We start from the raw sequence: 25,325 nt of genomic DNA, 5'->3' as shown, positions 1-25,325 counted from the left end.
CCTCAACTATCCATCTTCAGCGCCGCGATGAACGCTTCCTGCGGAATATCCACCTTGCCGAACTGGCGCATGCGCTTCTTGCCCTCCTTCTGCTTGTCGAGGAGCTTGCGCTTTCTGGTGGCGTCGCCGCCGTAGCATTTGGCGGTGACGTCCTTGCGGAGCGCCGAGATGGTCTCGCGCGCGATCACCTTGCCGCCGATCGCCGCCTGGATCGGGATCTTGAACAGGTGGTTGGGGATCAGCTCCTTGAGCTTCTCGCACATGCCGCGGCCGCGGCGCTCGGCCTGGGCGCGGTGGACCAGCATCGACAGGGCGTCGACCGGCTCGCCGTTGACCAGGACGCTCATCTTCACGAGGTCGCCCTCGCGATAGTCGGCCATGTTGTAGTCGAAGGAGGCGTAGCCCTTGGAGATCGATTTCAGCCGGTCGTAGAAGTCGAACACCACCTCGTTGAGCGGCAGCTCGTAGGTGACCATGGCGCGCTTGCCGACATAGGAGAGGTCGGTCTGGATGCCGCGGCGCTCCTGGCAGAGCTGCAATATGTTGCCGAGATACTCGTCGGGGGTGAGGATCGTCGCCTTGATCCACGGCTCGAGGATCGCCTCGATCTTCATCACGTCCGGCATGTCGGCCGGGTTGTGCAGCTGGATAGTGGTGCCGTCGGTGAGCTTGATGTCGTAGACCACCGAGGGGGCGGTGGCGATGAGGTCAAGGTCGAACTCGCGCGACAGCCGCTCCTGGACGATCTCGAGATGCAGGAGGCCGAGGAAGCCGCAGCGGAAGCCGAAGCCGAGGGCCGCCGAGGATTCCATCTCGAAGGAGAAGCTGGCGTCGTTGAGACGCAGCTTGCCCATGGCGGCGCGCAGATCGTCGAACTGGGCGGCGTCGACCGGGAAGAGGCCGCAGAACACCACGGGCTGCGCGGGCTTGAAGCCGGGCAGCATGGTGGTGGTCGGGCGCTTGTCGTCGGTGATCGTGTCGCCGACGCGGGTATCGGCGACCTCCTTGATCGAGGCTGTGATGAAGCCGAGCTCGCCGGGGCCGAGCGCCTCGACCTGGACCATCTTGGGGGTGAAGACGCCGACCCGGTCGACCGGGTACTTGGCGTCGGTGCCCATCATGCGGATGATCTGGCCCTTCTTCAGCTCGCCGTCGATGATGCGCACGAGGACGATGACGCCGAGATACGCGTCGTACCAAGAGTCGACCAGCATCGCCTTCAGCGGGGCGCTGCGGTCGCCCTCCTTGGGAGGGGGCAGGCGATGGACGATCGCTTCCAGCACGTCCTCGATGCCGAGGCCGGACTTGGCGGAGATCATCACCGCGTCCGAGGCGTCGAGGCCGATGACGTCCTCGATCTGCTCCTTGACCTTGTCGGGCTCAGCGGCCGGCAGGTCGATCTTGTTGAGGACCGGGACGATCTCGAGATTGTTGTCGAGGGCGAGATAGACGTTGGCGAGCGTCTGCGCCTCGACGCCCTGGGCGGCGTCGACGACGAGCAGCGCGCCCTCGCAGGCGGCGAGCGAGCGCGACACCTCGTAGGCGAAGTCGACATGGCCGGGCGTGTCGATGAGGTTGAGGACGTAGGTCTCGCCGTTCCTGGCGGTGTAGTGCAGGCGCACGGTCTGCGCCTTGATGGTGATGCCGCGCTCGCGCTCGATGTCCATCGAGTCGAGCACCTGTTCCTTCATGTCACGCAGCTCCAGCCCGCCGGTCGACTGGATCAGCCGGTCGGCGAGAGTGGATTTCCCGTGGTCGATATGGGCGACGATCGAGAAATTGCGGATGTGGTCGAGGGGCGTGTTCGCGGGCATGGTGCTCATGGCCGCGATATAACGATTTTTAGCGGTGTTGAAAGCAGGGTTTCTTGCGCGGGGCGCCGGGGATCGCGCCGAAAGCCGGTTGCGGGCGGCCGAAACCGGCCGCCCGCTCGGTTTTCGTCAGTCGCAGATGGTGACCGGACCGATATTGACGCAGCTGCCGCGACGGCCGCGGCCGCCGATCACCTGGCGGCAGAGATTGCGGTTGTTGCGGCGGAAGCCCGGGTCGCGCTGGCAGCGCCGGGCGAAGTCGCGGCGGCTGTAGCGGCGGCGGCTTTCGCGGCGACGCCGGTCGCGCCGGTCCCAGCGCCGGTCATCCCGGCGGCGGCGGCGATCGTCCCAGCGCTGGGCGACCTCGTAGCTGTCCTCGTCCTCGGCGAGCGGGCCGGGCGCCGGCTCGGCGGCGGAGGCCGGCGTTGCCCGCAGGAGCGACGGCGCGGCGACGGCGAGGCCGCCGACGACGCCGAGGCCGACGAGAAACCGCCGGCGCGACAATTCGGCCGCCGGGGCCGCTTCCGTCCGGCCGGTGGCAAAAAGCGATCTCATGGCATTCCACATGGTGCATTCTCCCGTCCCGCCGCAGCGGGTCTGATCGGCCAATCCCCTGGACGGCCAACCGATTTTCGTCCCGTGCCGCAAGATAGAGGCGGCAGGGCGGCGGTCTAGCGGGCGGCGTTGCAAACGCAACCCGGTTCGCCGGGTGACGGCGATTTGTTGCGAATGATTTGCAATTGCATTGACGCCGTGCGGTCGCTTGTCTATCTGAGAAGCTGCAATCATTCCAAAGAGGCGACAGACCCATGCGCAGCGTCCGGTGGACCATCGCCCTTCTCGTGGCCGCCGGCCTTCTTGCGGGGCCCGCGGCGGCGCAGGAAAAGCTCAAGGTGGTGACCACCTTCACGGTGATCGCCGACATGGCGCGCAACGTCGCCGGCGACGCGGCGGTGGTGGAATCGATCACGCGCCCCGGCGCCGAGATCCACAACTACCAGCCGACGCCGCGCGACATATTGAAGGCGCAGGACGCGCAGCTGATCCTGTGGAACGGGCTCAATCTCGAGCTCTGGTTCGAGCGGTTCTTCCAGAATCTCTCGGACGTGCCGAGCATCGTCGTGTCGGACGGCGTCGTGCCGATGGGCATCGCCGCCGGCCCCTACGAGGGCAAGCCCAACCCGCATGCCTGGATGTCGGGCGAGGCCGCGAACATCTATATCGACAATATCGCCGAGGCCTTCGGCGCGGCCGACCCGGACAACGCGCTGGTCTATTCGGAGAATGCCGAAGCCTACAAGGCCGAGATCGCCTCGGCGCTGGAGCCGATCCGGGTGGCGCTTGCGGCCATCCCCGAGGAGAAACGCTGGCTGGTGACGAGCGAAGGCGCGTTCAGCTATCTCGCCCGCGATTTCGGGCTGAAGGAGCTGTTCCTCTGGCCGATCAATGCCGATGCGCAGGGAACGCCCCAGCAGGTGCGCCAGGTGATCGACACGATGCGCGCCAACGACATCGGCTGCATCTTCTCCGAAAGCACGATCTCACCGGATCCCGCCGAACAGGTGGCGCGCGAGACCGGCGCGACCTATGGCGGCGTCCTCTATGTCGATTCGCTGAGCGAGGCGGACGGGCCGGTGCCGACCTATCTCGACCTGCTCCGCGTGACGGCAGAGACCATCGCCGCATGTCTTTCCCGATGAACGAGCTGGCGCCCGACCTCCACGAAGCCGCCCGGGCGGAAGCGGGCGCCGGCATCCGCGTCACCGACGCGACGGTCACCTACCGCAACGGCCAGACGGCCTTGCGGGATGCGAGCTTCGCGATCCCGACCGGCACGATCGCGGCGCTCGTCGGCGTCAATGGCAGCGGCAAGTCCACCCTGTTCAAGGCGATCATGGGCTTCGTCCGCGTCGCCAAAGGCGAGATCCGCGTGCTCGGCCTGCCGGTGCGCGACGCGCTCAAGCAGGGCCTCGTCGCCTATGTGCCGCAGGCCGAGGAAGTCGACTGGAGCTTTCCGGTGCTGGTCGAGGACGTGGTGATGATGGGCCGCTACGGCCACATGAATTTCCTCCGCATTCCCTCGGCCATCGACAAGGCCGCCGTCGACACGGCGCTCGCCCGCGTCGGCATGGCGGACTACCGCAAGCGCCAGATCGGCGAGCTCTCGGGCGGCCAGCGCAAGCGGGTGTTCCTGGCGCGGGCGCTGGCCCAGGACGGTCGGGTGATCCTGCTCGACGAACCGTTCACCGGCGTCGACGTCAAGACCGAGGACGCCATCGTCAAGCTGCTGCGGGACTTGCGGGAAGAGGGCCGGGTGATGCTGGTCTCGACGCATAATCTCGGCAGCGTGCCGGAATTCTGCGACCGCACGATCCTGCTCAAGGGCACGGTGCTCGCCTACGGGCCGACGCCGGAGATCTTCACCCAGGCCAATCTCGAGCGCGCCTTCGGCGGGGTTCTGCGCCATTTCGCTTTCGAGGCGCCCGATGGCGGCGGTCGCGGGCCGGTGGGCGTCCTCTCCGACGACGAGCGGCCGTTCGTCCTCTACGGCGCCGATGCGCCGGACCCCGGGAAGACTGCGCCGTGATCGACACGCTGCTCGAGCCCTTCGGCTACGGCTACATGGTCAACGCCATGTGGGTCTCGGCGCTGGTCGGGGCGGTCTGCGCCTTCCTCTCGGCCTATCTGATGCTGAAGGGCTGGTCGCTGATCGGCGACGCGCTCAGCCACGCCATCGTGCCGGGCGTTGCCGGCGCCTACATGCTGGGCCTGCCCTTCGCGCTCGGCGCCTTCCTCTCCGGGGGGCTGGCGGCCGGCGCCATGCTGTTCCTCAACCAGCGCACGCGGCTGAAGGAGGATACGATCATCGGCCTGATCTTCACCTCGTTCTTCGGCCTCGGCCTGTTCATGGTATCGCTGTCGCCCGCCTCGGTGAACATCCAGACGATCGTGCTCGGCAACATCCTCGCCATCACGCCTTCGGACACGCTGCAGCTGGCGATCATCGGCTTCGTCTCGCTGGCGGTGCTCGGGCTGAAATGGAAGGATTTGATGGTGACCTTCTTCGACGAGAACCATGCCCGCTCGATCGGCCTCAACCCTGCGCTCCTGAAGATCGTGTTCTTCACCCTGCTCAGCGCCTCGACCGTGGCGGCGCTGCAGACGGTGGGGGCGTTCCTGGTCATCGCCATGGTGGTGACGCCTGGCGCCACCGCGTATCTTTTGACCGACCGCTTCCCGCGGCTGATCCTGATCAGCGTCGCCATCGGCGCCATCACCAGCTTCGTCGGCGCCTATGCCAGCTTCTTCCTCGACGGCGCGACCGGCGGCATCATCGTCGTGCTGATGACGTCGATCTTCCTCGTCACCTTCGTCTTCGCGCCGAAGCACGGCATGCTGGCCGCCCGGCGCCGGCGGGCCGAGGCGCTGGAGACGCCGGCATGAGCTTTTTCGAGACGGCGCTCTTGCCGCTGCAATTTCCCTTCATGCAGAACGCGCTGATCATTTCCGTGCTGGTCGCGGTGCCGGCGGCGCTGCTCTCCTGCTTCCTGGTGCTGAAGGGCTGGTCGCTGATGGGCGACGCGATCAGCCATGCGGTGCTGCCGGGCGTGGTGATCGCCTATATCGTCGGCATTCCGCTCGCCATCGGCGCCTTCGTCGCCGGCATGACCTGCGCGCTCGCCACCGGCTTCCTGCAGGAGAACAGCCGGATCAAGCAGGACACGGTGATGGGGGTGGTGTTCTCCGGCATGTTCGCGCTGGGGCTGGTGCTCTACACGCAGATCCAGACCGACGTGCATCTCGACCACATATTGTTCGGCGACATGCTGGGCGTCGGCTGGGCGGACATCGCCGAGAGCGGCGCCATCGCGCTCGTGGTCGCCGGCGTCATCCTTCTCAAATGGCGCGACCTCCTGCTGCACGCCTTCGACCCGGCGCAGGCGAAGGCCGTCGGCCTGCCGGTGCGGGTCATCCACTACGGGCTGCTCTGCCTCTTGTCGCTGACCATCGTCGGGGCGCTGAAGGCGGTGGGCATCATCCTCGCCATCGCGCTGCTGATCGCGCCCGGCGCGATCGCCTTCCTGCTCACCCGCTCGTTCGGGGCGATGCTGTTCGTGGCGACGCTGGTGGCCGCCGGCGCCTCGCTTGCCGGCGTCTATCTCAGCTTCTTCATCGACAGCGCCCCGGCGCCGACCATCGTGCTGCTGATGACCGTCGTGTTCATCGGCGCGTTCATCGCCACGACATGGCGCACGCGCATAGCGGAAAGACGTGCCGGCGCCTGAGGAAGAGTGGACGCGGCAACGCCCGCTGATGGAGTTTCTTCGGACATGGCACGCGAGATCGAGCGAAAGTTCCGGGTAGCGAATGACGACTGGCGCGGCGAGGTCACCGAGACCCTGCGGCTTGCCCAGTTCTACCTGTTCACGCGCCCCGACGCTTCGGTGCGCGTGCGCATCAGGGACGAGGCGAGCGCGAAGCTGACCATTAAGACCGGCAGCGGCGCCGATCGCGGCGAGTTCGAATACGACATCCCGCTGGAGGACGCCGAAGCGCTGCGCGAAAGCCGCATCGGCAATCTCGTCGAAAAGACCCGCCATATCGTGCCGCTGGGCGCGTGGCGGGTCGAAGTCGACGAGTTCGAGGGGGATCTGGCGGGGCTGGTGCTCGCCGAGATCGAACTGCAGGACATCGGGGACCAGCCGCCATTGCCAGCGTTTCTCGGCCGCGAGGTCACCGGCGACCCGCGCTATCTCAACGCCCGCCTGGCGCTGGGTGGCCTGCCGGACGCCGACTGACGCGGGCGAGAGTCCGCCTGCGCCGGCCTTGCCGCCGCCATTTTCCGCCCGATACCTTTCCGGCCACCAGAAGGACGATGACGCATGGCCTATCAATTTGATCCCGCTGCCCCGCTCGATGCCGAGTTTCGTCGGATCGCGGGGGAGCAGATGCGCAAGGCCGAGCGCGAGCTCGCCGACGAGAAGGGCGACCGGCACGAGGCGGTGCACGACGTTCGAAAGCGGCTGAAGAAGCTGCGCGGGCTGATCCGGCTGGTGCGCGACGCGCGGCCGAAATTCTACGCCGAGGAGAATGCGCGCTTCCGGGACATGGCCCGGGCGCTGTCGGGCGTGCGGGACCGGGCGGCGCTGGTCGAGTCGCTCGACGCGCTGCAGGCCCACTACCAGGACGAGATGGCGATCGAGGCATTCGAGCCGATCCGGCAGCATCTGATCGCGCAGCGCGATGCGGCTGCCGGCGCCGATCTTGCGCCCGCCATCGAGGCGACGCTGCGCAGCCTGGCCGAGGCGCGCAGCCGGCTCGACGCATTCGCCGTGGGCAAGAAGAACAAGGCCGGCAATGCCGCCGCCATCGTCGCCAGCGGCTTTGCCCGCATTGCCGGTCAGGCGCGGGACGAGATCCGGCAGGCTCGCAAGACGGGCGACGCCGCGGTGTTCCACGACCTGCGCAAGCGCGCCAAATACCATTCGATGCATCTCAGGCTGCTGGGGCCGCTCTGGCCGGAGGCGATGGCGCCGCTGGAGGAGGCGGCGAAGGGGCTCGGCGAGGATCTCGGGCTCGACCACGACTACGCGGTGCTGCGGGCGGAGATGGAAGCGGCGCCGGAAGCCTTCGGCTCGCGCGACGGGCAGGCGGTGGTGCTGACGCTGATGGAACGGCGCCAGGCGGAATTGCGCCAGGCCAGCCTCGACGCGGCGCAGCGTCTCTTCGCCGAGGATGCATCGGCGGCCGAACAGCGCATAAGCCGGCTCTGGCACGTCGCGGAGGAGCGCGCCAAACGTGACGAGGCGGCTGCGGCGGCGGACGGGGCAGCCGCCAACGCGGCCTGACGCCGTCGGTGGGTCCACCTACGTCCTGTAGCAAGCGGCGGCATGAGCAGGATCATCCGAGGGGAGACAGTTGCATGGCCGAAGCCTTCATCTGCGACTTCATCCGCACGCCGATCGGCCGCTTCGGCGGGGCGCTGTCCGGCGTGCGGGCCGACGATCTCGGCGCGGTGCCGATCCGGGCGCTGATGGAGCGCAACGAGGGCGTCGACTGGGCGGAGCTGGACGAGGTCTTCTACGGCTGCGCCAACCAGGCGGGCGAGGACAACCGCAACGTCGCGCGCATGGCGCTGCTCCTGGCCGGCCTGCCGGACAACGTGCCGGGCGTGACGCTCAACCGGCTCTGCGGCTCGGGGATGGACGCCTTGGTGACCGCGGCGCGGGCGATCCGGGCGGGCGAAATCGAGCTGGCGATCGCCGGCGGGGTGGAGTCGATGTCGCGGGCGCCCTTCGTCCTGCCGAAGGCCGAGACGGCCTTCTCGCGCCACGCCGCGATCTACGACACGACGATCGGCTGGCGCTTCGTCAATCCGCTGATGAAGGCGCAATACGGCGTCGATTCGATGCCCGAGACCGGCGAGAACGTCGCCGCCGACTATCACATTTCGCGCGCCGACCAGGACGCGTTCGCGGCGCGCTCGCAGCAGCGGGCGGTGGCGGCGCAGAAATCCGGCCGGCTGGCGCGCGAGATCGTCCCCGTCGCGATCGCCCAGAAGAAGGGCGAGCCGGTCGTCGTCGAAGAAGACGAGCACCCGCGCAGCGACACCACGGTGGAGAAGCTGGCGAAGCTGCCGACGCCGTTCCGCAAGGAGGGCGGCACCGTGACGGCGGGCAACGCCTCCGGCGTCAACGATGGCGCGGCGGCGCTGATCGTCGCCTCCGAGGCGGCGGTGCTGCGCCATGGCCTGACGCCGATTGCCCGCATCCTCGGCGGCGCGACGGCCGGGGTGCCGCCGCGGATCATGGGCATGGGGCCGGCGCCAGCGACGCAGAAGCTCTGCGCGCGGCTCGGCATCGCGCCCGGCGATTTCGACGTGGTCGAGCTCAACGAGGCCTTCGCCAGCCAGGCCATCGCGGTGCTGCGGGAGCTGGGGCTCGACCCGGCGGCGGTGCATGTCAACGCCAATGGCGGGGCGATCGCGCTCGGCCATCCGCTCGGCGCTTCGGGTGCGCGCATCACCGGGACGGCGGCGCTGGAGCTTACCGAGCGGGACGGCCAGCTGGCGCTGGCGACGATGTGCATCGGCGTCGGCCAGGGCATCGCCATCGCGCTGGCGCGGGCTTGAGCCTCACCAGGCGGCGCGATAGATCGCCAGCGCATCGGCCTCGCGGACGGTGCGCGGATTGTTGACCAGGAGGCGCTGCTGCAGCATCGCGTCCGCCGCCATGGCGGGCAGGTCGGCTTCGCCGATGCCGACATCGCGCAGGCGCTGCGGCAGGCCGAGGCGCTGCGACAGGCCGGTCAGCGCCTCGATGAAGGCGGCGCAGCGGCCCTGCGTGCCCGGCTCGTCCGCCAGCACCGGGAAGGCGTCGGCGGCGATCTCGGCATAGAGGTGAGCCGCCTCGGGCGCGTTGAAGCGCAGCACATGCGGCAGGACGAGGGCGTTGGAGAGGCCGTGCGGCACGTGGAACCGTCCGCCGATCGGATAGGCCAGCGCATGGACGGCGGCGACCGGCGAATTGGCGAAGGCCTGGCCGGCAAGCATCGAGCCGAGCAGCATCGCCTGGCGGGCGTCGAGATCGGCGGGGTTCGCGACAACGGTCTCGATATGGGCGCCGAGCAGCTGCAGGGCCTGGCGGGCCAGCATGCGCGACAGCGGGTTGTTGTTAGGGCTTCTCGAGGCATAGGCCTCGATGGCGTGGACCATCGCGTCGATGCCGGTGGCGGCGGTGATCGCGGCGGGCAGGCCGAGGGTCAGCTCGGCGTCGAGGATGGCGATGTCCGGCAGGATCAGCGGCGAGGAGACGCCGCGCTTCTCGTTGTCGCCGACGGTGATGATCGACACCGGCGTCACCTCCGAGCCGGTACCGGCCGTCGTCGGGATCAGCACCAGCGGCAATCGCGGGCCGGCGGCGTTGCCGACGCCCCAGGCGGCGTCGAGGTCTTCGTTCGAGCCGAGCAGCAAGGCGGCGAGCTTGGCGACGTCCAGCGACGAGCCGCCACCAAAGCCGACGACGCCCGTGACGCCGGCGGTGCGGCCGGCTTCGACGGCGCATTCCAGCGTCGCGCGCTTGGGGTCCGCCTCGACCGCGTCGAAGAGCGTGACCGTCCCGCCGTCGGTTTCGAGCGAGGCGATGGCGGGGGCGCCGAGGCCGAGGGCGGAGAGGCCGGGATCGGTGACGAAGAGCACGCGGTCGCCCAGCCGGCCGGCGACGAGGGCGCCGAGGCGCCTCGCCGCGCCGGGCTCGCAGACGATCGACGCCGTGGTGTTGAAGATGAACGGTGTCATGCCTGTCTCCCCCATGCTCGCCTATCTTTCTGCGGCGAGCATGGGGGTTGAGGCAAGGGCGTCAGAGCATCGGGCGGCCGCCGGTGACAGGGATCACCGCGCCGGTGATGTAGCTCGCCTCGTCGGAGGCCAGCATCACGAAGGCGCCGGCGAGTTCCGCCGGCTGGCCGGCGCGGCCGATCGGGGTGTTCTCGCCGAAGCTCGTCACGTCGTCCTGCGGCATGGTCGAGGGGATCAGCGGCGTCCAGATCGGGCCGGGCGCGACGGCGTTCACGCGGATACCGCGATCGGCGATGAAGCCGGCGAGACCGGCGGTGAAGTTGGAGATGGCGCCCTTGGTCGTGGCGTAGGCGAGCAGCATCGGGGTCGGGTTCTTGGCGTTGATCGAGGAGGTGTTGATGATCGACGAACCCGGCTTCATGTGCGGCACGGCGGCCTTCGACAGATAGAACTGGCTGTAGATGTTGGTGCGGAAGGTGACGTCCCATTCCTCGGCGGTGATGTCCTCGATGCGCTCGAAGGTCGCCTGGTGGGCAGCGTTGTTGACGAGGATGTCGATGCGGCCGAATTCGGCGACGGTCCTGTCGACGAGGCCGATGCAGAAGGCTTCGTCCTTGATGTCGCCGGGGCAGAGCACGGCCCTGCGGCCGGCCTTCTCGACCCAGCGGGCGGTCTCCTGGGCGTCCTCGTGCTCGTCGTAATAGGAGATCAGCACGTCGGCGCCCTCGCGGGCATAGGCGATGGCGACGGCGCGGCCGATGCCGGAATCGCCGCCGGTGATCAGCGCGGCGCGGCCCTCGAGCCGGCCGGAGCCGCGATAGCTCTCCTCGCCATGGTCCGGCGTCGGCGTCATGGCCGAGGTTTCGCCCGGCATGTCCTGCTTCTGGGACGGCTGCGGCGGCTGCGGATGGCCGGTGGTGGGATCGGTGGTCATGGGGAAGCTCCGTGGAAAGAGGCAAGAGCCGCGCGCCAAAGCGGCGGGCTCGCTCCCCCGGTCAATCCCGGCCTTCGCTATGTGTTCCCGCACGCTTGCATAGCCGCCTGATGGCCGACGAAGAGCGCTTGAAGGCGGAGCGGCGGGCTCCCGTTAGTTGCTTCGACTTCCGCTACGGGCGTTGCGGCATCCAACCGAGCCCGTCGGCGGTGGCGCCGGCGGGGACGTATTCGCAGCCGATGAAGCCGGTGTAGCCGATCTCGGCGAGGGCGGAGCGGACGGCGTCGTAGTCGATCGTGCCGCTGCCGGGCTCGTGGCGGCCGGGATGGTCGGCGATATGGACGTGGGCGATCATTTCGCGGCTCGCGTGGATCGCCGTGATCGGGTCGTCGCCGGCGGCGACGGTGTGGAAGACGTCGAGCAGGAGGCCGAGATTGGGGTGGCCGGCTTCGGCGATGGCTTCGCGCGCCGAGGCGGCGGTGGGCAGGAAGTAGTCCGGCACGGCGGCGGGGCTCATCGCCTCGACGATGATGCGGATGCCACGCTTCTCGGCTTCCCCTGCGGCGAGGCGAAGGTTCTCGAGATAGCAGGCGCGGTGTTCCGGCTTTCGCTCCGCCTCTGGCAGAACGCCGGCCATGGCGTGGAGCATGCGCACGCCGATCGCCTCGGCGTAATCGAGCCCCTCGGCAAGGTTGGCGCGGAATTCGTCGCGGCGATCGGGAAAGATCGCGATGCCCTTTTCGCCGCGGGCGGCATTCCCGGAGCGCAGGCCGAACTGGACGTAGGGCAGGCCGGCGTCGCGCAGCAGCGCGGCCATGGTCTTGGCCGGCACGGAATAGGGCGCGGGATGCTCGACGGCGGCAAAGCCGGCCGCGCGGGCCGCCTCGATGCGGGATTCGAGCGGCAGTTCGTTGAACAGATAGCCGATATGGGCACTGTAGCGGGAAGTGTCGGGCATTGCGGCTTTCGTTGGGGTCTGGCTCAGCTCGGGAAGGCGCGGTTGATCTCGGCGATCTGGGCGGCGTCGAGCGGGCGCGTCTTGCGGTCGCCGATGAGGAAGAACAGCTTGGCCGTCTCCTCCAGCTCCTCGTAGGTCCAGGCGGCGTCGCGCAGCGACTTGCCGGCGACGATCGGGCCGTGATTGGCGAGCAGCATCGCGTGGTGGTCCTTGGCGACCTTGCGCACGGCGTCGGCCAGCGCCTTGTCGCCCGGGCGGAAATACGGGACCAGCGGCAGCCTGCCGACGCGCATGACGTGATAGGCGGTGAGCGGCGGCAGCACGTCATCGGTCGTCTCGTGGCAGAGGCAGGAGACCGCGACGCAATGCGTCGAATGGAGATGCACCACCGCCTGCGCCGCGGGCCGCTCGTCATAGACGGCGAGGTGGAAGAAGGCCTCCTTGGAGGGCGGATCGCCGTCCAGCAGCCGCCCGTCGGACGCCAGATGCGACAGGCGGGCGGGGTCGAGATAGCCGAGGGAAGAGTTCGTCGGCGTCAGCAGCAGCGTGCCGTCGTCGAGGCGGATCGACAGATTGCCGGCGCTGCCGTGGGCGAGCTGCCGGTTGTAGAGCGTCTCGCCGGTGCGGGCGATGAGCTCGCGCGCCGCATTGATCTCGTGCGGCGTGGTCATCGCGGCGCGTCGCCGGCGAGCGCGGACAAAGCGCGGGCGAAGAAGTCGGGTCCGCCGAAATTGCCGGATTTCAGCGCCAGCGCGACGCGGTGACGCTCTCCGGTGAGGATCGGCACGCCCGGATCGATCTCCGGCCCGACGGTCAGCGCGCCGAGGTCGAGGGCCTGCGCCACGGCGCCGGAGGTCTCGCCGCCGGCGATGACGAGGCGGGTGACGCCCTTGGCGACGAGCGCCTTCGCGGTTTCGGCGAAGAGCGCGTCGAGCTTTTCCGCCACCGCCTCGCGGCCGAACTGCGCCTGCGCGGCCGCGACGTCTTCCGGCTTGCCGGAGGAGTAGGCGAGCGGCGCCGGATCGGCGGATCCCTGCACGAAATCGCAGAGGGTCTCGACGGTGACGGCGCCGGACATCACGTCGCCGACGGCGATCGCGAGCGTCGGGTGATTCTTCGCATGGTGCTCGATCTGGCCGAGCGTCGCGCGCGAGCAGCTGCCCGCGAGGATCGCGCCGGGGCCGGCAATGGCGACGGGGCTGGGGGTGCGGCCCTGGGCGAGGCCTTTGGCGATGAAGTTGGCGGGCAGGCCGATGGCGATGCCGGAGCCGCCGGTCAGAAGCGGCGCGTCGGCGAGCGCCTTACCCAGCGTGACCAGATCGTCGTCGGTCGCGGCGTCGGCAATGACGAGGATCTCGCCGCGGTCGCCGGCCTCACGCAGCGCGTCCTTGATCGCCTCCGGCCCGCGCCGGACGATCGGGGCGGCGACGAGCCCGACCGGCGCCTGGCACTGGCGGGCGAGCCAGCGCCGAAGGTCCGGGTCGGTCATCGGGGTGAGCGGATGGTTCTCCATGCCGCTTTCGCTGAGCAGCCGGTCGTGCACGAAGAGATGGCCCTGATGCACCGTGCGGCCGACCGTCGGGAAGGCGGGACAGGCGACGACGCCCTTGACGCCGAGCGCGTTCGCCAGCGCCTCGCCCACCGGGCCGATATTGCCCTCGGGGGTCGAATCGAAGGTCGAGCAGTATTTGAAGACGATCTGCCGGCAGCCCTGGGCCTGCAGCCAGGCGAGCGCGGCGAGCGACTGCGCGACGGCCTCGGCGGCGGGGATCGAGCGGCTCTTCAGCGAGACGACGCCGGCCTCGATGTCGCTGGGCGCGTCCTCGTCCGGCACGCCCATGAACTGCGAGACCTTGAGCCCGCCCTGGCCGGGAAGTCCCTTGGCCAGCGTGTTGGCGATGTCGCCGGCGCCGGTGAAGTCGTCGGCGATGACACCGATCAGCATGGTCCTGTATCCCCAATCATCTGCTTCATGCGCGTCACCGCGGCTTCCGGCGCCGTGAACACCGGCACGCTTACGGCGGCGCGTACGGCTTCGGCCGCGCGCGAGGTCGAGAAATGCGCCAGCATGATCGCATCGCGATCGGCAAGTTCCGGCGCGCGGGCGGCGACCAGACGGTTATGCGTGGCGGCGTCCCCCTTGCGCAGCAGGTCGATCGCCTCCGCCACGACGATGGTCTCGAGCGTCGCGTTCGAGCCGGTCTCCGCGGTGAAGCTATCGAACTCGGCTTCCATGGTCGAGACGGCCGGGCCGAAGGTCGCCAGCATGCCGATGCGGCTGCCGGCGGCGATGGCCGCGCGGAACATCGCCTCGTTCGGCCGCAGCACCGGGATCGGCAGGATATCGCTCATCCGGTCGATCGCCGGGCCGAAGGCCGAGCAGGTGACAAGGATGCCGTCGGCGCCGATGCGGAGCGCGTAGCGGCCGAAATCGACGAAGCGCTCGATCAGCTCTTCCGAGATGGTCGCGCCTTCCTTGGCCCGGTCGAGCGTCAGCCCGTCGTCGAGGAGGTTGACGGCCTCCGCCTCCGGCCAGAGCGCCGCCATGGCGGAAGCGACCGGTTCCATGGCGACCGGGGTCGCATGGTAGAGGACGATACGAGGTCTGGCTGCCATGGGTTGGTCTTTCGAAACGGTCAGGAGTGGGCGAGGCGCGAGGTCAGGCCGCCCGCCGCGTAGGCCGCAGCGGCCTCCGCCGAGGTGAGATGCGCGATCAGCCGGGCGGCATCGTCGGGGTTTTCCGCGTCCGCGAAGGCGGCGACGGAGAAGTCCGTGCCGGCCTGGACCTCCTCCGGCAGGGGGCCGGCGATCTTGATGCCGTCCACCGACATCAGCTCGCTGATCTGCTGGATGGCGAGGTCGGCGTTGCCCGCGACGATCTGGCCGGCGGTGAAGCCTTCCGGAATGATCGTCGCCTTTGCGTTCACCGCCTCGGCGATGCCGAGCGTCTCGATCAGCGTGGCGAAATAGATGCCGCTGGCGCCGCCGCGCGAATAGGCCACCGAGCGGGCGGCAAGGAGGGCAGTCTTGAGGTCGTCGACCGTCTCCAGTTTCGGCGCCGGCGCGTCGCCGGCCACCGCGACGCCGATCTTCGCCGTGGCGATCGGGCGGACGCTAGAGCCAACGACGACGCCGCGCTCGACGAGCTCGGCCATCGACTTGTCGATCAGGATGATCGCATCGGCGCGGGTGCCGTCCGCGATACGCTGCATGATGACGGTGGTGGGGTTCCAGGTGACGTCCGGGATGATCCCGGTCGCTTCCGTGAAGGAGGGCAGGAGGCGGCGTTTCAGGGCGACCTCGACGGCCAGCGTGCTCATCAGTTTCAGGGGCATGTCTGTTCCTTGGGTGGGCGACCGCGGCCGGTCGCCTGCTTGTCTCTGCGTCCGGCTCAGTCGCGCGGGCGGACCGGGGCGAGGTAGCTCAAGTCGAGGTCCTGCGGCCGCTTGACGCCGATAAGGGCGAGGTCGCGGTCGATCTCGGCGCGCAGGATGCCGATCGCATGCGACACGCCATCGGCGCCGCCGATCGCCGCCGCATAGAGGAAGGGGCGGCCGAGGAAGACGAAGTCGGCGCCGAGCGCCACGGCCTTCAAGACGTCGGTGCCGCGGCGAAGGCCGCTGTCGATCATCACCTTCATCGCGCCCTTCTCGGAGGCGACCTCGGCGAGGCAGTCGAGCGGGGCGACGGCGTGGTCGAGCTGGCGGCCGCCATGGTTCGACAGGATCACCCCGTCGACGCCACATTCCTTGGCGATGCGGGCGTCGCTGGCGGTCATGATGCCCTTGACGACGAGATTGCCCTTCCAGTTGCGGCGGATTGCCTCGACATGCGACCAGGCGAGCTCGTCGCGCTTCCTGGTGTTGCGCACCAGCTTCGACATCATCGGCGGGCCGCGCTCGGCGTCGGTGTTCTCGAAATGCGGCGCGCCGTGCTTCCAGTAGGTGCGCAGCACCGTGCCGAGCAGCCAGCTCGGCGCGAGCGCGCTCTGCAGCATGACGTTCGGCGTCATCTTGATCGGCATCGAGAAGCCGCTGCGGATATTGTGCTCGCGGTTGCCGAGCAGGGGCGTGTCGCCGGTAACGACGAGCGTCTCGTAGCCGGCCGCCGCGACGCGGTCGACCAGCCGGTCGATGCGCGGCTGGTCGCCGGCGAGATAGGCCTGGAACCAGGCGTCCGGATTGGCGGCGTGGACGTCCTCGAGGCTGATCAGCGAGGAGCCGCTGAGGATCATCGGGATCTTGGCGTCGCGGGCCGCCTCGGCGAGCTGCAAATCGGCGCGGTAGGCGATGAAGGCGGCGCCGCCGAGCGGCGCGATGCCGAAGGGCGCGGCGTAGTGCTTGCCGAACAGCGTGACGCCCTGGTCGCGGCCCGACACGTCGACGAACATGCGCGGCAGGAAGCGGTGCTCGGCAAAGGCGTCGCGGGCGGCGCGCAGCGACGCGCCGGTCTCGACGGCGCCGGAGACGTAGCCGAAGACCATGCGCGGCAGATGGCGCTTGGCGTGGCGCTCGAAATCGTCGAGGGCGAGGAGGTCGCGGAACTTGCGGGGCGTCGGCTTCTGCGGCTGTGGCAGGCCGGCGCCGGGATCGGCGCGGGTTTCGCTGGTCGGGGTCGGTGTGCTGGCAGGGGCTGCGGTTGGCGCGGCCGGTGTCGGCGAGGGGGCGGCTCCCCGCGCATCGTCCGCGCGTCTCACTGTATCAACGTCCATACCTGCCTCCCGACAACGCTACCGTCCTCACGCCTACACATTGTCAACAATATCGTCAACATCGGTTCAGGGGAGATGTCGTCGGTCTCGGCCCCGGGATGGATCACCCCCGAGCTTCGATAGCGAAGACCACCGATGAGGCCTTTCGCGTCGCGAACTCGGAAGCGAATGGCTGGCCCGGTTGGAAAGCGATCGGTCCGCGTTCAGTTCGGCGCGGTCGACAAGCGGACGGTGGTCAAGTGATGGAAAGCGCGGTTGTCTCGCGAGGGCACGTGTCGGCAACCTCCTGCCAGCGCGGCATTGCCGAACGTCTCAGGGAGATGCATGCGTCGGGCGCGCGTCAGGGGCCTTCGGCCAGCCTGCCATCGCGGCATCCGCGATCCCCATCAGCTTGCTGCGTCCGGCGCCGTCCTTGGCAAGGGTCGACATGCCCTGGACCACCGCGAAGACATGGCCCGCCAGCATCTCGGCGTCCGATCCGGAAGGCAGAAGGCCTTCGCGGATGTCCCGCTCGATCCGGGCGCGCAGGGCCGCCTCGATACCCCGGCGGATAGCGGCCAGCGCCTCGCGCACCGCCTCGGCCTCGGTGGAACTCGTGACGAGGGAACTGGCGAGTAGGCAGCCGGGCGGGGTGTCGGTGCCGGTGTCGCCGAGCACGGCGGCCACCAGCAGGTCGCGGGCGGCATCATGCGCGCTCGGTGCGTCGGCGATGCTCCGTTCGACGGCATCAATGCCCCCGAGATAGCGATGGACCGCCTCCAGGAATAGGCGCCGCTTGTCCCCGAAGGCGGCATAGAGGCTCGGCGGCGTGATGCCCATCGCCCGGGTCAGGTCGGCGACGGATGTCGCCTCGTAACCGTGGCGCCAGAAGAGATGCATGGCGCTGACGAGAGCCGCGTCCCGGTCGAAAGAGAGCGGCCGTCCCGTGCGGCGTGCGATCGGGGCGGGCAAGGGTTCCATATCGTTTGCTATAGAACGCTTGACCCTGCCGATCAAGCTGACTAGACGGCTTCCATAGTGATCACTAGGAAACGATTTCATGTCGATGAACACCTACCGGACGCTCGGCCGGTCCGGCCTTGTCGTAAGTCCGCTGTCTCTTGGAACGATGACCTTCGGCGTCGATCGGTGGGGCATGGAGAGACCCGATGCCGAGGCTGTTTTCGATGCCTATGTCGAGGCCGGCGGCAATCTCGTCGATACGGCCGACGTCTATGCCGGCGGCCGCAGCGAGGAGATGCTGGGTGCCATCATCGCCGATCGCGGGCTCCGCGACAGCCTCGTCGTCGCGACCAAGTCCGGCTTCTCAGCCGGCCAGGGCCCGCATGCCGGCGGCAACGGCGCCAAGCACGTGCACGCCGCGCTGGAAGGCTCGCTGCGCCGCCTCGGCACCGATTACATCGACCTCTACTGGGTCCATGTGTGGGACTCGGTGACCCCTGCCGAGGAGCTCTTGGAGACGATGGCTGGCCTCGTGAGGGCAGGCAAGATCCGCTACTGGGGGCTCTCCAATGCACCGGCCTGGTATGTGGCGAAGATCGCGACGCTCGCCGCCGTCCACGCGATGCCGGGCCCGATCGCCCTTCAATATTTCTATTCCCTCGTCAGCCGCGAGGTGGAAGCCGAGCACCTGCCGCTCGCACGCGACATGGGCCTCGGAATGATGCCCTGGAGCCCGCTCGCTTATGGCCTGCTCACCGGCAAGTACGATCGCGCCACGGTCGAAGCCGGCGCGCCGCGTGCTGGTGGCCTTCCCAGCGACGCCGGGACCGGCGCTCCCCGACCGGAGGGCGACAAGCGCCTCGACGGCAGCAATCCTTTCGGCGACGCGCTCTTTACCGATCGCAACTGGCGGATCGTCGATGCGCTTCGCGGTGTCGCCGACGCGGTCGGCGAGACGCCGGCCCGCGTGGCGCTGGCCTGGGTTCTCTCAAAGCCCGGCGTCGACACGGCTTTGATGGGCGTCAGCCGTGTCTCGCAAGTCCACGACAATGTCGCCGCGACCGAGCTTCGTCTGCCGGCCGAGCAGATCGCTGTCCTCGACGAGGCCAGCAGTCCAGAAAGCGCGATGATCTACGGCCTCTTCACGCCGGTCGCGCGCCAGAACCTGGTCTTTGGAGGGGCCGCCGTCGTCGACCGGGGCTAGGGTGCTGCTCCGACACGTCCTTGGACGGATACCGGATCAGCCCGGGATAGGGGAGGGGCGGCCGTCGCGGGCCGCCCCCGGATCGTCAGAATGCCGCGCGGCTGTCGGTGCGGGCGAGCCTTGCCAGCAGGCGCTCGACATCGGCCTTCGTCGGCGCGGTGAGCTTCGGGCCGGGCGCGCGCAGCGTGTCGTGGGCGATCGCGCCGCGCTTCTGCAGGACGTACTTGCGCACCGACAGGCTGATCACCGGCTGCTGCTCGTAGCGCAGCAGTGGCAGATGCGCGTCGAACAGGTCCTGCGCCGCGTCGAGATCGCCGGCAAGGCTGAGGTCGACGACGTCGCGCAGCATCTCGGGGAAGGCGTAGCCGGTCATGGCGCCGTCGGCGCCGCGCTGCATCTCGAGTTCGAGGAACAGCGCGCCGTTGCCGCAGAGGATCGAGACGTGGCGGAGCGAGCCGTCGCGCTCCCAGTCGCGCAGCGCCGTGATCTTGTCGAGGCCCGGCCAGTCCTCGTGCTTCAGCATCACGCAGGAGGGGTTGTCGTTGATGATCCGCTTGATGACGCCGGGCGTCATCTGGACGAGGGTCGCCTGCGGATGGTCCTGCAGGACGAAGGGGATGTCCGTGCCGATCTGGGCGATCGCCTGGGCGTAGTAGCCGACGATCTGGTCGTCGGTGCGCATCGTCGAGGGCGGGGCGATCATCACCGCGGCGGCGCCGGCCGCCATCGCCTCGCCGGCGAGGCGGCGCATGGCGGCAAAGCCCGGCGCCGAGACGCCGACGATGATCGGCCGGCCACCGGCGCGGGCGATGACCTGGCGGACGATCTGCAGCGATTCCTCGGGCTCGAGCTTCTGCGCCTCGCCCATGATGCCGAGGATGGTCAGCCCGTCGGAGCCGGCCTCCCAGTAGAAGTCGGTCATCCGGTCGACCGAGGCGGCGTCGAGCGAGCCGTCGGGCAGGAAGGGCGTGGGCGCGATGGCGAAGACGCCCTTGGTGTCGGGAGATAGCATGTCTGTCGTATCCTTATTTCGAGGCGTCGTAGCGGGCCTTGGTCTCGGCATTCATCGGGTAGAGGCCGGGCAGGCTGGCGCCGTTCTCCACCTCCTCGACGATCCAGGCTTCCATGCGCTCCTGCTCGGGGCCCTCGGCGAGGACGTCGTCGAGCAGCGCTTTCGGAATGACCACCGCACCGTCGTCGTCGGCGACGATGACGTCGCCCGGGATCACCGCGACGCCGCCGCAGCCGATGGTCTCCTGCCAGCCGACGAAGGTGACGCCGGCGACCGAAGGCGGCGCGGCGAAGCCGCGGCTCCAGACCGGCAGGCCGGTGCGGGTGACGCCGGCGACGTCGCGCAGCACGCCGTCGGTGATCAGCCCGGCGACGTTCCGCTTGGCCATGCGGGCGCAGAGGATGTCGCCGAAGATCCCGGCATCGGTGACGCCCATGGCGTCGGCGACGACGAGGCAGCCCTCCGGCATCGCCTCGATGGCGGCGCGGGTCGAGATCGGCGAGCCCCAGGAGGCGGGCGTCGCCAGATCCTCGCGCGCCGGCACGAAGCGCAGCGTGAAGGCGGGGCCGACGAGGCGGGGCTGGCCCGGCTTGAGCGGCATGGCGCCGCGCAGCCAGATGTTGCGCAGGCCCTTCTTCAGGAGGATCGTGGTGATGGTGGCGGTCGAGACATCCTTGAGGACGGCGATCGCTTCATTCGTCAGTGTCATGTCGGTTCCCCTTGATCAGATGCTCGGAACATAGCCGCCATCGACGCGGATGACGCTGCCGGTGACGTAGGACGAACGGGCAGAGGCGAGGAAGGCCACGACATCGGCATATTCCTGCGGGTCGCCGTAGCGGCCGAGCGGGATCGCGCCGGTGCTCTCGGCAACGACGCTCTCCAGGCTGCGGCCCTCGCGCTCGGCCTTCTTCTCGTCGAGGAAGCCGATGCGGCCGGTGGCGACGCGGCCGGGCAGGACGATGTTGGCGGTGACGCCGTCGCGGCCGACTTCGCCTGCCAGGGTCTTCGACCAGCCGAGCAGCGTCGAGCGGAGCGCGTTGGAGAGGCCGAGATTGGGGATCGGCGCGACGACGCCGGACGAGGTGGAGGTGATGATCCGGCCCCAGCCCCGCTCGCGCATACCGGGCAGTACGCGATCGGTGATGGCGAAGACCGAGAGCACCATCGCCTCGAAATGCTTGCGCCAGAGATCGACGGGTTGGCCGGAAACGCCGCCGGGGGGCGGGCCGCCGGTGATCGAGACGAGGATGTCGACCGGGCCGAGCTCGGCCTCGACGCGCCCGACATTGCCGGAGACCACGTCGAGGTCGGCGAGGTCCCAGGCAAGCGCCATGGCCTTGCCGCCGGCGGCCTCGATCTCGCCGACGGTGCGTGCGGCGGCTTCCGCATCGAGGTCGGCGACCGCGACCTTGACGCCTTCGCCGGCCAGCGTCGTGGCGATGCGGCTGCCGAGCCCGCCGCCGGCGCCCAGCACCAAAGCTGTCTTCTCTGCAATCCCGAGATCCATGCAAACACTCCTTCTGCGAATCGGGCGGAGGGTGCGTGTCTCGATCCCAAAGATGAAGTACGGTCTGCTTCGTTCACCCTGAAGGAAATGTTGGTTCCCATGGATAGCAGCCATCTGGCGACCCTCGTGCGCGTCGCGGAGAAGGGCTCGTTCGTCGCGGCGGCGAACGACCTGGGCATCACCGCGACGGCGGTGGCGCAGCGCATCCGGGCGCTGGAGACGGAGATCGGCGTGGGGCTGGTCGCGCGCTCGGGGCGGACGGTACGGCTGACCGAAGCGGGCCATGCGGTGATGGCACGCAGCCGCGAGGTGCTGCGGCAGATCAGCGAGTTGCGTACCGCGGCGCTGGGCGAGGAGATCGTCGGGGAGTTGCGGGTGGGGGCGATCGCCACGGCGCTGACCGGGCTGTTCCCGCAGGTGCTGGAGCGCCTGACCGAGCGCCATTCGGGGCTCGACCTCTATCTGGAGCCGGGCACGTCCGCCGGTCTCTACGACCGGGTCGTGTCAGGGGCGCTCGATGTCGCGGCATTGGTGCGCCCGTCCTTCGACATGCCGAAGGCGATGAGCTTCCATCTGTGGCGGCGAGAGAAGCTGGTGCTGCTGGTGGCGGCCGACGACCGGCGCACCGACGTGCCGGCGATCCTGCGAGCCTCGCCCTTCATCCGCTACGACAGGCGGCAATGGGGCGGGCGGCTGGCGGCGTCGTTTCTCGACACGATCGGCATCGCGCCGAAGGAGCGCTTCGAACTCGACGCGCTGGACGCCATCGCGATGATGGTGGCACGCGGGCTCGGCGTGTCGCTGGTGCCCGACTGGGCGGGGCCGTGGCCGGAAGGGGTGCGCCGCCTGACGCTGCCGGAACCGGCGCCGGTGCGCGAACTGGGGTTCGTGCAGCTCGGCAATTCCCCGCGGACGCATCTCGTCCGCGTGCTGATGGAAAGCGCCTGGGCCGTCGAGCCGCCGCCGCACCGCGCCGAAACCGGCGGCGGTGCCGTCATCAGCGTCTGATCAGTCGATCGAGCCGGGGAAACGCATCCGGTATTCCATCTCGCGGCGGCGGGCTTCGACGATGCTCGAGCCGAGACCGGCGAGGGAAGCCCTGACGCGGGTGTAGAAGGTCGTGGTGCGGGGGGTTCTGGACATGTTTCGTCTCCGTCTCTTGTACGAGACGGAACCTAGGCGCTTTCGCACTGCGAAGGCAGATGCTGCACTGCATGGGACCCATGCGGCCAGTGCGCAGATCGTTGGCAGGATTGTTGACAATAGTCTTCCGCCGCCCACGCCGCGGAGGATCGTTTCCTGTCAGCCGGGGGCCGCGGTCAGGGTGTCGCCCGATGCCTCCTCGACGACAGAAAACGCCCGACGGCTGTAGGGGAAGACCAGCTCGTATTCGTCGAAAGTCTCCGGCGCGCCATCGGGGTTGCGAAGAACGGCGCCGCACATATCGCCCCAGATATAGGACCAGACACAGACCGCGTCGCCGTCGATCGCCGTGGTCACCACCTCTTCCGCATGGCTGCCGATGCGCACGAGAGCCTGGCCATCGTGACCCGTCTCGCGCTCGTAGATCTGTCCGTCAGACGTCACGCCCCGGATGGTGTGCCCGAAGAGTAGTTCCCTGATCTCGGCGCCCGTCAACCTGTCTCCCAGCCGGTCATCGATGTCGAAAGGCAGTTCGGGGACACCCGCCTTCCGTAGTCCGGCCATCACCCGCTCCCGATCGGCGGACTGCCGATACGGATAAAAACCCTGGGCGAGAAGCAGCGAGGGTGTCGCCTCGGACTTCGACGACAGCGTCGCCTGCATCATCTGCTTGTATCGGTCGGTCTCGCCAGCCTGACCCAGCTCGGCGGTGGCGGCTATGAGGAGCGGCAGACGAAGGAGACGGGACCAGTATTCCCCGGTCTCGTCGTCGATATCCAGCAGGATCGCTCGCGCGTCATCGAGCCTTCCCTGGCCGAAATAGGCAAGACCGAAGAGATATCTGCGCCAGTCGCTCGGCGCCGGCTCGAGACGGGAGGCGGCCACCAGGAAGCGTTCGGCGTCGACGGGTCGCCCCGCGAAGGAGAGTGCCATGCTGAGGGCATGATAGGTGTAGGGATCGCTCGGATCGATGGCGATCGCACTCTCGGCGGCCCGGATGGCGCCCTCGCTGTCGCGGGCTTGCGTGAGCAGTTCTGCCGTCAACTGATAGAATGCCGCCGATGGATGGCGCTCCGCGTCGGCCAGAAGCCGATATATCTCGGGAAGCATCTCCTCGTTGGAGAGCCGGAGCGCCATTTCCCGCTCCGGCACGTTCCAGGCGTTCCAGTAGACGAATGCCAGTTCGGCGGCCGCGCGCCCGAAATCGGGATCGACGGCGAGCGCCCGTCGAAACAGCGCGGCAGCGTCCGCGAAATCCTTCGGCTGCTCGCCGCGGGCCCTGTCCTGACCTTGCAGATACAGATCGTAGGCTGCGGAATCGTCGGTTCCGCCGGCCTGTTCCATTGCCTGGGCCGTCGGCACCAGCCGCAGCTTCAGGGCCGACGAGACGTTCGCCAGCACATCGTCCTGCAAGGAAAAGACTTCGGCCCAGCTTCCGTCGAAGCGCTCGGCCCAGAGATGCCCGCCGGACCGCGCGTCGATGAGCTGCGCGTTGATGCGCATGTCGTCCCCGACGCGCCGGACGCTGCCTTCCAGTATGTAGATCACGCCGAGATCCCGGGCGATCTCGGCCGGCCTGGTCGGCTGGCCCTTGTAGGTGAAGGCGGCATTGCGAGAGGCGACGAAGAGCCCAGGAATGCGCGCCAGTTCGGTCGTCAGGTCCTCGGTCATGCCGTCGGCCAGATAGGCCTGATCCTTGTCGTCGCCGATATTGTCGAAGGGTAGCACGACGAGCGACGGCTCGGCGCTTGTCGCCGCGACGGCGACGTTGCCGCCCGGTTCGGCTGTCTGCGGCGAGGAACCTGCCCACCAGTATCCCACCGCGCACAACACGAGGACAAGGATGCCCGCCGGCACCGCCCAGCCGCGGCGAACGGCAATGCTGCCGAGGACCGGCGATCGCGCCGCGACGTTCTCCGCACCCGCGTCTCGAACGGCGGCATAGGCCCTGACCGGATCGGCGATGTTCTTCAGGACCTTCGTCCCGAGATTCTGGAAATGGACGCCCGGGGTCTGGGCGACGTGGTCATAGGCTGTTCCGGAAAGGACGATGCCGCCCGGCGGGGCGAGGACCTGCAGCCGGGCCGCGATGTTCACGCCCGTCCCGTGGATGTCGTCGTCCTCGACGATGACGTCGCCAAGGTTGATCCCGATGCGAAACTCCAGACGCCGGTCCGGCGCCAGTCCTGCATTCCGCTCCGCTTCGGCTTCCTGGATCGCCAGGGCCGATGCCAACGCGCGAACGACACTGCCGAACTCGGCCAGGATGCCGTCGCCCATCGTCTTGATCAGGCGTCCCTGGTTGGCTTCGATCTGCGGCTCGAAGATCTCCTTCAGGTCGGCACCGAACCGTCGACGGGTCTCCTCCTCGTTGATCTGGCTCAGCCGGCTATATCCGACGACGTCGGCGATCAGGACTGCGGCAGGTCGGCGCTCCATTTCGAGCCCTCACTGGCGCTTGACCGGTCGGTGTTGCCCGGCCCTCATACGCTGCGACATCCATGGCCGGACGCGTCTGGCCCTCGCCGTCCGGAATGCCGGTGGTTGCTTCTCGACGGGCGTCGGGCCGACCGAGAAGTCAGTGCAGCGTCCCCAATCGACCGCTTCTGCCAAGCATCGGTGACACCGGTTCTTGGACCTGGAAAGTATCATCTCGGGATTTTCGGCGCCATAGCGGTGCGTCACAGGCAAGCACCGGCTAGGCTCCCGATGGGAACCGGAACCAGACAGAAGTCACCGGGCGACGGTTGTCTGGGGAGAGCCGAGCCGGCGGGGCCAGGCGTCAGGCGTCAGGCGGCTGCCGC

At 68.7% G+C, this 25,325-nt stretch carries 25 protein-coding genes; 9 read left to right on the top strand and 16 right to left on the bottom strand.

All coding sequences use genetic code 11. The annotated features are described in order from the left end of the window. Positions 1-2: 2 nt before the first annotated feature. A complete protein-coding gene (gene lepA, locus GGR03_RS12585) occupies positions 3-1,823 on the bottom strand; it encodes a translation elongation factor 4 (RefSeq protein WP_425486714.1) in 1,821 nt (606 codons plus the stop codon). A gap of 117 nt (positions 1,824-1,940) precedes the next feature. Beyond that, complete coding sequence (locus tag GGR03_RS12580) at positions 1,941-2,366, bottom strand: twin-arginine translocation signal domain-containing protein (RefSeq protein ID WP_183208529.1); 426 nt, start codon at positions 2,364-2,366, stop codon at positions 1,941-1,943. Positions 2,367-2,620: 254 nt separating this feature from the next. On the opposite strand from GGR03_RS12580, the gene GGR03_RS12575 reads away from it, so the two are divergent. The 7 genes from GGR03_RS12575 (at position 2,621) to pcaF (ending at position 8,943) form a co-directional block, all read left to right on the top strand. Then, positions 2,621-3,511, top strand: a complete 891-nt coding sequence (locus GGR03_RS12575) for a metal ABC transporter substrate-binding protein (protein ID WP_183208527.1) — start codon at positions 2,621-2,623, stop codon at positions 3,509-3,511. Beyond that, positions 3,508-4,398, top strand: a complete 891-nt coding sequence (locus GGR03_RS12570; protein ID WP_246367996.1) for a manganese/iron ABC transporter ATP-binding protein — start codon at positions 3,508-3,510, stop codon at positions 4,396-4,398. The genes GGR03_RS12575 and GGR03_RS12570 overlap by 4 nt, the downstream gene beginning before the upstream one ends. Beyond that, positions 4,395-5,255 (top strand): metal ABC transporter permease, encoded by an 861-nt coding sequence (locus GGR03_RS12565; RefSeq protein WP_343058750.1) that lies wholly within the window; start codon positions 4,395-4,397, stop codon positions 5,253-5,255. Before GGR03_RS12570 ends, GGR03_RS12565 begins: the two co-directional genes overlap by 4 nt. Next, positions 5,252-6,097: a metal ABC transporter permease gene (locus GGR03_RS12560; protein ID WP_183208523.1), complete on the top strand. Its 846-nt coding sequence runs from the start codon at positions 5,252-5,254 to the stop codon at positions 6,095-6,097. Before GGR03_RS12565 ends, GGR03_RS12560 begins: the two co-directional genes overlap by 4 nt. 45 nt (positions 6,098-6,142) lie before the next feature. Next, on the top strand, positions 6,143-6,610 hold the full coding sequence (locus tag GGR03_RS12555; protein ID WP_183208522.1) for a CYTH domain-containing protein: 468 nt from the start codon (positions 6,143-6,145) through the stop codon (positions 6,608-6,610). An 84-nt stretch (positions 6,611-6,694) separates the two neighbouring features. Next, positions 6,695-7,660 (top strand): CHAD domain-containing protein, encoded by a 966-nt coding sequence (locus GGR03_RS12550; RefSeq protein WP_183208520.1) that lies wholly within the window; start codon positions 6,695-6,697, stop codon positions 7,658-7,660. Positions 7,661-7,734: 74 nt separating this feature from the next. Beyond that, entirely contained in the window at positions 7,735-8,943 is a 1,209-nt protein-coding gene (gene pcaF, locus GGR03_RS12545) for a 3-oxoadipyl-CoA thiolase (RefSeq protein ID WP_183208518.1), read from the top strand. Between the two features lie 3 nt (positions 8,944-8,946). Here the strand turns inward: pcaF and GGR03_RS12540 are convergent, their stop codons facing one another. From GGR03_RS12540 to GGR03_RS12500, 9 genes are all read right to left on the bottom strand, one after another. After that, positions 8,947-10,107: an iron-containing alcohol dehydrogenase gene (locus tag GGR03_RS12540; RefSeq protein WP_183208516.1), complete on the bottom strand. Its 1,161-nt coding sequence runs from the start codon at positions 10,105-10,107 to the stop codon at positions 8,947-8,949. Positions 10,108-10,168: 61 nt separating this feature from the next. Next, positions 10,169-11,041: an SDR family oxidoreductase gene (locus GGR03_RS12535; RefSeq protein ID WP_183208514.1), complete on the bottom strand. Its 873-nt coding sequence runs from the start codon at positions 11,039-11,041 to the stop codon at positions 10,169-10,171. A 172-nt stretch (positions 11,042-11,213) separates the two neighbouring features. Beyond that, complete coding sequence (locus tag GGR03_RS12530) at positions 11,214-11,999, bottom strand: hydroxypyruvate isomerase family protein (protein WP_183208512.1); 786 nt, start codon at positions 11,997-11,999, stop codon at positions 11,214-11,216. 23 nt (positions 12,000-12,022) lie between these two features. Continuing rightward, on the bottom strand, positions 12,023-12,670 hold the full coding sequence (otnC, locus tag GGR03_RS12525; protein WP_183208510.1) for a 3-oxo-tetronate 4-phosphate decarboxylase: 648 nt from the start codon (positions 12,668-12,670) through the stop codon (positions 12,023-12,025). Then, a complete protein-coding gene (gene otnK / locus GGR03_RS12520; RefSeq protein ID WP_183208508.1) occupies positions 12,667-13,944 on the bottom strand; it encodes a 3-oxo-tetronate kinase in 1,278 nt (425 codons plus the stop codon). The genes otnC and otnK overlap by 4 nt, the downstream gene beginning before the upstream one ends. Then, positions 13,938-14,615, bottom strand: coding sequence for an aspartate/glutamate racemase family protein (locus GGR03_RS12515; RefSeq protein WP_183208506.1), 678 nt, complete (start codon positions 14,613-14,615; stop codon positions 13,938-13,940). The genes otnK and GGR03_RS12515 overlap by 7 nt, the downstream gene beginning before the upstream one ends. Positions 14,616-14,635: 20 nt before the next feature. Continuing rightward, a complete protein-coding gene (locus tag GGR03_RS12510; protein WP_183208505.1) occupies positions 14,636-15,334 on the bottom strand; it encodes a molybdate ABC transporter substrate-binding protein in 699 nt (232 codons plus the stop codon). Between the two features lie 56 nt (positions 15,335-15,390). Continuing rightward, complete coding sequence (locus tag GGR03_RS12505) at positions 15,391-16,710, bottom strand: alpha-hydroxy acid oxidase (protein WP_183208503.1); 1,320 nt, start codon at positions 16,708-16,710, stop codon at positions 15,391-15,393. A gap of 312 nt (positions 16,711-17,022) precedes the next feature. Next, positions 17,023-17,661, bottom strand: a complete 639-nt coding sequence (locus GGR03_RS12500; protein WP_210292123.1) for a TetR/AcrR family transcriptional regulator — start codon at positions 17,659-17,661, stop codon at positions 17,023-17,025. 88 nt (positions 17,662-17,749) lie between these two features. Between GGR03_RS12500 and GGR03_RS12495 the strand changes: the two genes are divergently transcribed. Continuing rightward, the gene (locus tag GGR03_RS12495) at positions 17,750-18,856 is read left to right on the top strand and encodes an aldo/keto reductase (RefSeq protein WP_183208501.1); all 1,107 of its coding nucleotides are present in this window, start codon (positions 17,750-17,752) and stop codon (positions 18,854-18,856) included. 85 nt (positions 18,857-18,941) lie between these two features. On the opposite strand, the gene GGR03_RS12490 is transcribed toward GGR03_RS12495, so the two are convergent. From GGR03_RS12490 to GGR03_RS12480, 3 genes are read right to left on the bottom strand one after another with little or no spacing between them, the layout of a single operon-like run. After that, positions 18,942-19,868, bottom strand: coding sequence for a dihydrodipicolinate synthase family protein (locus GGR03_RS12490; RefSeq protein ID WP_183208499.1), 927 nt, complete (start codon positions 19,866-19,868; stop codon positions 18,942-18,944). Positions 19,869-19,881: 13 nt separating this feature from the next. Next, the gene (locus tag GGR03_RS12485; RefSeq protein WP_183208497.1) at positions 19,882-20,577 is read right to left on the bottom strand and encodes a ribonuclease activity regulator RraA; all 696 of its coding nucleotides are present in this window, start codon (positions 20,575-20,577) and stop codon (positions 19,882-19,884) included. A gap of 15 nt (positions 20,578-20,592) precedes the next feature. After that, entirely contained in the window at positions 20,593-21,378 is a 786-nt protein-coding gene (locus tag GGR03_RS12480) for an SDR family oxidoreductase (RefSeq protein WP_183208495.1), read from the bottom strand. A 99-nt stretch (positions 21,379-21,477) separates the two neighbouring features. On the opposite strand from GGR03_RS12480, the gene GGR03_RS12475 reads away from it, so the two are divergent. Further along, positions 21,478-22,386 (top strand): LysR family transcriptional regulator, encoded by a 909-nt coding sequence (locus GGR03_RS12475; protein WP_183208493.1) that lies wholly within the window; start codon positions 21,478-21,480, stop codon positions 22,384-22,386. Here the strand turns inward: GGR03_RS12475 and GGR03_RS24640 are convergent, their stop codons facing one another. Together GGR03_RS24640 and GGR03_RS12470 are read right to left on the bottom strand one after the other, a co-directional pair. Then, the gene (locus GGR03_RS24640; protein ID WP_281379008.1) at positions 22,387-22,521 is read right to left on the bottom strand and encodes a hypothetical protein; all 135 of its coding nucleotides are present in this window, start codon (positions 22,519-22,521) and stop codon (positions 22,387-22,389) included. Positions 22,522-22,680: 159 nt separating this feature from the next. Continuing rightward, on the bottom strand, positions 22,681-24,960 hold the full coding sequence (locus GGR03_RS12470; protein ID WP_183208491.1) for an adenylate/guanylate cyclase domain-containing protein: 2,280 nt from the start codon (positions 24,958-24,960) through the stop codon (positions 22,681-22,683). Between the last annotated feature and the right edge of the window lie 365 nt (positions 24,961-25,325).

The sequence above is a fragment of the Aurantimonas endophytica genome (genome assembly GCF_014196845.1).
Lineage (GTDB): Bacteria > Pseudomonadota > Alphaproteobacteria > Rhizobiales > Rhizobiaceae > Aurantimonas > Aurantimonas endophytica.
Note: the sequence above shows the minus strand (reverse complement) of the source record. Positions and strands in the feature narration are given on the sequence as shown.

What these genes read in the sequence shown, in the direction of transcription:
- otnK (WP_183208508.1), bottom strand. Translation starts at nt 13,944, where the DNA reads ATGCTGATCGGTGTCATCGCCGACGACTTCACCGGCGCCGGCGACATC.
- GGR03_RS12470 (WP_183208491.1), bottom strand. Translation starts at nt 24,960, where the DNA reads ATGGAGCGCCGACCTGCCGCAGTCCTGATCGCCGACGTCGTCGGATAT.
- GGR03_RS12515 (WP_183208506.1), bottom strand. Translation starts at nt 14,615, where the DNA reads ATGGCAGCCAGACCTCGTATCGTCCTCTACCATGCGACCCCGGTCGCC.
- GGR03_RS12505 (WP_183208503.1), bottom strand. Translation starts at nt 16,710, where the DNA reads ATGGACGTTGATACAGTGAGACGCGCGGACGATGCGCGGGGAGCCGCC.
- GGR03_RS12550 (WP_183208520.1), top strand. Translation starts at nt 6,695, where the DNA reads ATGGCCTATCAATTTGATCCCGCTGCCCCGCTCGATGCCGAGTTTCGT.
- GGR03_RS12475 (WP_183208493.1), top strand. Translation starts at nt 21,478, where the DNA reads ATGGATAGCAGCCATCTGGCGACCCTCGTGCGCGTCGCGGAGAAGGGC.
- GGR03_RS24640 (WP_281379008.1), bottom strand. Translation starts at nt 22,521, where the DNA reads ATGTCCAGAACCCCCCGCACCACGACCTTCTACACCCGCGTCAGGGCT.
- GGR03_RS12495 (WP_183208501.1), top strand. Translation starts at nt 17,750, where the DNA reads ATGTCGATGAACACCTACCGGACGCTCGGCCGGTCCGGCCTTGTCGTA.
- GGR03_RS12530 (WP_183208512.1), bottom strand. Translation starts at nt 11,999, where the DNA reads ATGCCCGACACTTCCCGCTACAGTGCCCATATCGGCTATCTGTTCAAC.
- GGR03_RS12560 (WP_183208523.1), top strand. Translation starts at nt 5,252, where the DNA reads ATGAGCTTTTTCGAGACGGCGCTCTTGCCGCTGCAATTTCCCTTCATG.
- GGR03_RS12535 (WP_183208514.1), bottom strand. Translation starts at nt 11,041, where the DNA reads ATGACCACCGATCCCACCACCGGCCATCCGCAGCCGCCGCAGCCGTCC.
- pcaF (WP_183208518.1), top strand. Translation starts at nt 7,735, where the DNA reads ATGGCCGAAGCCTTCATCTGCGACTTCATCCGCACGCCGATCGGCCGC.
- GGR03_RS12480 (WP_183208495.1), bottom strand. Translation starts at nt 21,378, where the DNA reads ATGGATCTCGGGATTGCAGAGAAGACAGCTTTGGTGCTGGGCGCCGGC.
- GGR03_RS12580 (WP_183208529.1), bottom strand. Translation starts at nt 2,366, where the DNA reads ATGAGATCGCTTTTTGCCACCGGCCGGACGGAAGCGGCCCCGGCGGCC.
- GGR03_RS12570 (WP_246367996.1), top strand. Translation starts at nt 3,508, where the DNA reads ATGAACGAGCTGGCGCCCGACCTCCACGAAGCCGCCCGGGCGGAAGCG.
- GGR03_RS12555 (WP_183208522.1), top strand. Translation starts at nt 6,143, where the DNA reads ATGGCACGCGAGATCGAGCGAAAGTTCCGGGTAGCGAATGACGACTGG.
- otnC (WP_183208510.1), bottom strand. Translation starts at nt 12,670, where the DNA reads ATGACCACGCCGCACGAGATCAATGCGGCGCGCGAGCTCATCGCCCGC.
- GGR03_RS12510 (WP_183208505.1), bottom strand. Translation starts at nt 15,334, where the DNA reads ATGCCCCTGAAACTGATGAGCACGCTGGCCGTCGAGGTCGCCCTGAAA.
- GGR03_RS12490 (WP_183208499.1), bottom strand. Translation starts at nt 19,868, where the DNA reads ATGCTATCTCCCGACACCAAGGGCGTCTTCGCCATCGCGCCCACGCCC.
- GGR03_RS12540 (WP_183208516.1), bottom strand. Translation starts at nt 10,107, where the DNA reads ATGACACCGTTCATCTTCAACACCACGGCGTCGATCGTCTGCGAGCCC.
- GGR03_RS12485 (WP_183208497.1), bottom strand. Translation starts at nt 20,577, where the DNA reads ATGACACTGACGAATGAAGCGATCGCCGTCCTCAAGGATGTCTCGACC.
- lepA (WP_425486714.1), bottom strand. Translation starts at nt 1,823, where the DNA reads ATGAGCACCATGCCCGCGAACACGCCCCTCGACCACATCCGCAATTTC.
- GGR03_RS12575 (WP_183208527.1), top strand. Translation starts at nt 2,621, where the DNA reads ATGCGCAGCGTCCGGTGGACCATCGCCCTTCTCGTGGCCGCCGGCCTT.